The sequence below is a fragment of the Kitasatospora sp. NPDC053308 genome (genome assembly GCF_055585785.1).
In genome coordinates this window covers 1-6062 of the sequence record NZ_JBVJJY010000050.1, presented here as the reverse complement: position 1 = coordinate 6062, position 6062 = coordinate 1, and the positions used below count along the sequence as shown (strand labels likewise).

Annotated in this window: 1 protein-coding gene; it reads left to right on the top strand. The window is 74.9% G+C overall.

Features of this window, described 5'->3' with window-relative positions; translation table 11 throughout:
* On the top strand, positions 1-6062 hold a 6062-nt coding region (locus tag ACZ6Y7_RS37840; protein WP_465762526.1), incomplete at both ends, for a type I polyketide synthase.

Genomic DNA, 6062 nt, shown 5'->3' with positions numbered 1-6062 from the left:
GTCCTGTCCGGCATGGGCCCGCAGACCCGCACCGACACCCACGGCGAGCCCGCCGACGAGGTCTGGCTCCCCCTGCTGCGCCGGGGGCGTGACGAGCCCCGCGCCCTGCTCACCGCTCTCGCCAAGGCCTACGTCCGCGGCGTGCCGGTCGGCTGGGGCGAGCTCTACGCGGACACCGGCGCCCAGCGGGTCGACCTGCCCACCTATGCCTTCCAGCGGCAGCGCCACTGGCTGCCGACGGGTGCCGCTGTGGTGGACGCGGCGGGGCTGGGCCAGTCCCCGGCGCGGCACCCGCTGCTGGGTGCGGCGGTGACGCTTCCGGCCACGGGTGGACTCGTCCTGACCGGTCGCCTGTCGGTGTCCGGGCAGCCGTGGCTGGCCGATCACGTGGTCGCCGGGCAGATCGTCCTGCCGGGGACCGCCCTGGTGGAGATGGCGGTGCGGGCCGGTGACGAGGCCGGCTGCGGTCGGGTCGAGGAGCTGGTCATCGAGTCGCCGCTCGTCCTCCCGTCCCAGGGCGGCGTCCGGGTGCAGGTCACCGTGGACGAGGCCGATGAGGCCGGTCGCCGCGCGGTGGCCGTCTACGCCCAGGCGGACGACGCGACCTTCGCGCAGGAGTGGACGCGCCACGCGACCGGTGTGCTGTCCTCCGCCGACGCAGCCGTCGGCGATGGATGGGGTCAGTGGCCGCCGGCTGGCGCGGAGGCGGTCGATCTGGACGGGTTCTACCCGGGTCTGGCGGCCGGTGGTCTTGTCTACGGTCCGGTGTTCCGGGGGACGCGGGCGGTCTGGCGGCGTGGCGAGGAGTTGTTCGCCGAGGTGGCGCTGCCGGACGGCGTGAGCGTGGTCGGGTTCGGGCTGCATCCGGCGCTGCTGGATGCCTCCTTGCACGTGATCGTGGGTGCCGGTGAGCAGCGCGACGGGGCTGAGGTCCCGTTCGCCTGGGGAGATGTGGTCGTGCACGCGGCGGACGCGGTGGCGGCGCGGGTGCGGGTGGCGCCGGCGGCCTCGGGCGAGGGCGTGTCGGTGACGCTGGCCGACGCCACCGGTGGGCTGATCGCGTCGGTGGGGTCCGTGGTCCTGCGTCCCTTCGTCGCCGCCGCGACGCCGGCTCGTGACGACCTGTTCGGGGTGGAGTGGGTCCCCGCGACTTCCGTGGCGGCTCCCGAGGAGCCGGACGGCCGGTGGTCCGTGCTCGGGGGGGAGCTGCCCGGCGCGGAGTCGTACGCCGATCTGGCCGCGCTGCTGGCGGCCGTCGAGGCGGGTGAGGCCGTTCCCGAGGTCGTGGTGGCGCGGGTCGTGCCCGCGGCGGACGCCGACGACGTCCCGGGCGCGGCACGCGATGTCGCGGTCGGTGTGCTGGGCCTGGTGCAGGAGTGGCTGGCCGCGGACGCGCTGTCCACGTCGCGGCTGGTGGTGGTGACCGAGCGCGCGGTGGACGCCGGTCCCGAGGCGGCCATGGAGGTCACGGCCGCGCCCGTCTGGGGCCTCGTCCGGGTGGCTCAGGCCGAGAACCCGGGCCGACTGGTGCTGGCGGACCTGGACGAGCTGTCCGACGAGGCGCCGTCCTGCCTGCGGGCAGGCGTGGCGTCCGGCGAGCCGCAGTTCGCGGTGCGCGGGGGCCGGCTGCGCGTGCCGCGACTCGTGCGGGTGCCGTCCACGCCCACCCCGCCCGGCACCGTGGAAGGCCGTGCGGGCACGGTGCTGATCACGGGTGCTTCGGGTGCCCTCGGCGGTCTGGTCGCCCGGCATCTCGCGGCGACCGGACGGGCCGGGCGGCTGCTGCTGGTCTCGCGTCGCGGCATCGATGCCGCCGGGATGCCGGAACTCGTGGCCGATCTGCAGGAGTTGGGCGCCGAGGTCACCGTCGCGGCCTGCGACGTGGCCGACCGTGACGAGCTGGCCCGCGTCCTGGACGGTGTGCCGCTGACGGGCGTCGTCCACGCGGCCGGCGCCGTGGACGACGGGCTGGCGACCGCCCTTTCGCCGGAGCGGCTGGCGGCGGTCATGCGTCCGAAGGTCGACGCGGCGTGGCACCTGCACGAGCTGACGCGCGGTCATGACCTGGACACCTTCGTCCTGTTCTCCTCGGTGGCCGGTGTCTGGGGCACCGCGGGGCAGGCCAACTACGCGGCGGGCAACACCTTCCTGGACGCGCTGGCCGCGTCCCGCCGCCGGGCCGGGCTGCCCGCCACGTCCCTGGCGTGGGGGCCGTGGGAGGAGGGCATGGCCGGCGGCCTGAGCGACGCCGACTGGCGCCGACTGCTCCGGCAGGGCCTCAAGCCGCTGCCGGCGGCCGATGGGCTCGCCATGCTGGACGCGGCCGCCCACGCCGCCGCCCCCCTGGTGGTGACCGCCCAGCTCGACCTCGCCGCACTGCGGCGCGCCGACGAGGTCCCGCCGCTGCTGTCGAGCCTGGTCCCGGCCACGCCGGCGGGCTCGCGCCCCCGTCGGACGGCGGGGCGGCCCGCGGCCGACGGCCAGAACGCGCTGGCCGCGCGGCTGGCCGCGCTCGGCCCGGACGAACAACGCGAGAGCGTGCGGGAGCTGGTCCTGACGCAGGCCGCCCTGGTGCTGGGCATGACGGGACCCGGAGCCGTCGACTCCGGTCGCTCCTTCCGCGACGTCGGCTTCGACTCGCTCACCGCCGTCGAACTGCGCAGCAGACTGAACAACGTCACGGGCCTGCGCCTGCCGGCGACGGTCGTGTTCGACTACCCGACGCCGGTGGCGCTGGCCGACTTCGTGCTCGGCGAGCTGGTGGGTGCGTCCGCTCCCGCGTCGGCGGACTCGGCACGGCCCGCGGTCCGCGCCGTGCCGGCCGACGAGGACCGCGTGGTGATCGTCGGGATGGCGTGCCGGTTCCCGGGTGGCGTGTCGTCGCCGGAGGAGTTCTGGGAGCTGGTGGCGTCGCGCGGCGACGCGGTCGGGCCGTTCCCGACGGACCGGGGCTGGCCCGTGGACGTGGTCGATCCCGACCCGGAGGCGGTGGGCAAGAGCGTCTCGGGCGAGGGTGGATTCCTTTACGAGGCGGGCGACTTCGACGCGGAGTTCTTCGGGATCAGTCCGCGGGAGGCCGTGGCGATGGATCCGCAGCAGCGGCTGCTGCTGGAGGCGTCGTGGGAGGCGTTGGAGGACGCGGGAATCGATCCGACGGGGTTGCGGGGCAGCGCGACCGGTGTGTTCGCGGGGCTCTTCTACCACGACTACCTGCCGTCGCATTTCGTGCCGGAGGAGGTCGAGGGGTACCTCGGCACGGGTGGGACGGGGTCGGTCGCCTCGGGGCGGGTGGCGTACGCGCTGGGCCTGGAGGGCCCGGCGGTGACGGTGGACACGGCGTGTTCGTCGTCGCTGGTGGCGCTGCACCTGGCGTGCCAGTCGCTGCGCTCGGGCGAGAGTTCGCTCGCGCTGGCCGGCGGCGTGACGGTGATGTCGACGCCGGGTACCTTCATCGACTTCTCGCGGCAGCGCGGACTGGCGGCCGACGGTCGCTGCAAGGCGTACGCGGAGTCGGCGGACGGCACCGGCTGGGGCGAGGGCGTCGGGGTGTTGGTGGTGGAGCGCATGTCGGACGCGCTGCGCAACGGCCACCGGATCCTGGCGGTCGTCGCGGGCACGGCGGTCAACCAGGACGGTGCGTCGAACGGTCTGACGGCGCCGAACGGTCCGTCGCAGCAGCGGGTGATCCGGGCGGCGCTGGCCAGCGCGGGCCTGTCGGCGAGCGACGTGGACGTGGTGGAGGGGCACGGGACGGGGACCCGGCTGGGGGACCCGATCGAGGCCCAGGCGCTGCTGGCGACCTACGGGCAGGACCGGCCGGCCGACCGGCCGCTGCTGCTCGGGTCGGTGAAGTCCAACATCGGCCACGCCCAGGCCGCCGCCGGTGCCGCGGGCGTCATCAAGATGGTCGCCGCGATGCGGCACGGGATCGTGCCCGCGACGCTGCACGCGGACGAGCCGTCCTCGCGCATCGACTGGGAATCGGGTGCGGTCCGGCTGGTGACCGAGGCGCAGCCCTGGCCGGAGACGGGCGAGCGGCCCCGACGCGCCGGCGTGTCGTCCTTCGGGTTCTCCGGGACCAACGCGCACGTCATCATCGAGCAGGCGCCGGCCGAGGAGGCCGCCGCGCCTCACACGGACGGCCGAGTGCTGCCGGTGCTGCCGGTGGTGCCGTGGGTGGTGTCGGGCCGGTCGGCGGAAGGTCTCGTCGGTCAGGCGGAGCGGTTGGCGAGCTTCGTCCAGGCGGACGTGGACATCGCCGGCGTGGGTTGGTCGCTGGCGACGTCGCGGGCGGCGCTGGAGCACCGGGCGGTGGTGTTGGGTGCGGACCGCGAGGAACTGACGTCCGGACTCAGGGCCTTGGCCGAGGGGCGGGAGGTTCCCGAGGTGGTGTCCGGGGCCATGGGCGTCGCGGGCAAGGTCGGTTTCGTGTTCACCGGGCAGGGTGCGCAGCGGATCGGGATGGGTCAGGGGCTGTATGCGGCGTTCCCGGTGTTCGCCGAGGCCTTCGACGCGGTGTGTGCCGGTCTGGCCGGGCATCTGGACGGCTCGTTGGCCGCGGTGATTCGTGGTGAGGGCGAGGGTCGGATCGACGAGACGGGGTGGGCGCAGCCGGCATTGTTCGCGATCGAGGTCGCGTTGTTCCGGCTTCTGGAATCGTGGGGTGTGTCGCCGCAGGTGGTGGCGGGGCACTCGATCGGTGAGCTCGCGGCCGCGCACGTGGCCGGTGTGTGGTCGCTGGACGACGCGTGTGCGGTGGTGGCCGCGCGGGGCCGTTTGATGCAGCAACTCCCCTCCGGCGGTGCGATGGTGGCGGTCGAGGCCGCGGAGGAGCGCGTCCTGGAGGCGATCGCGGGCCGCACGGGTGTCGGGATCGCCGCGGTGAACGGCGTGAACGCGGTCGTGGTGTCCGGGGTCGAGAACGACGTGCTCGCGGTGGCGGAGGAGTTGGCGCGGGCGGGGGCGCGGACCAAGCGTCTGCAGGTCTCGCACGCCTTCCACTCGCCGTTGATGGAACCGATGCTGGCGGAGTTCGCCCGCGTCGTCGCCTCCGTCGACTACCGCGCGCCCAGGCTGGCGATGGTCTCCGCCCTGACCGGCGAGCCGGTCACCGACGAGGTCACCGACCCGGCCTACTGGGTGAAGCACGTCCGCGAGGCCGTCCGCTTCTGCGACGCGGCGAACGCCCTGCGCGCCGCCGGTGTCAGGACGTTCATCGAGATCGGCCCGGACGGCGTCCTGTCCGGCATGGGCCCGCAGACCCGCACCGACACCCACGGCGAGCCCGCCGACGAGGTCTGGCTCCCCCTGCTGCGCCGGGGGCGTGACGAACCGCGCGCCCTGCTCACCGCTCTCGCCAAGGCCTACGTCCGCGGCGTGCCGGTCGGCTGGGACAGGCTCTTCGCGGACACCGGCGCCCAGCGGGTCGACCTGCCCACCTACGCCTTCCAGCGGCAGCGGTACTGGTTGACCGCGGTCGGCGGAAGCCGCGCCGAGGACCTCGGCCTCGGCACCCCCGGTCACCCGTTGCTGGGTGCGGCGGTGACGCTTCCGGCCACGGGTGGACTCGTCCTGACCGGGCGGCTGTCGCTGGCCCGGCAGCCGTGGCTGGCCGATCACGCGGTGGACGGGCAGGTGGTGGTGCCGGGTGCGGCGCTGGTGGAGATGGTGGTGCGGGCCGGTGACGAGGCCGGCTGCGGCCGGGTCGAGGAGCTGGTCATCGAGTCGCCGCTCGTCCTCCCGTCCCAGGGCGGCGTGCGGGTGCAGGTCACCGTGGACGGGCCGGACGAGTCCGGTCGCCGCGCGGTGGCCGTCTACGCCCAGGCCGAGGACGCGGCGCCTGATGACGAATGGACCCGTCACGCCGCCGGTGTCCTTGCCCAGGGTGCCGTCTCCGCCGGCCCCGACACCGACACCGTCTCCGCCGCCCACACCGGTGGCGAGCTGGCGCAGTGGCCGCCGGCCGGTGCGGAGGCGGTCGATCTGGACGGGTTCTACCCGGGTCTGGCGGCCGGTGGTCTTGTCTACGGTCCGGTGTTCCGGGGGACGCGGGCGGTCTGGCG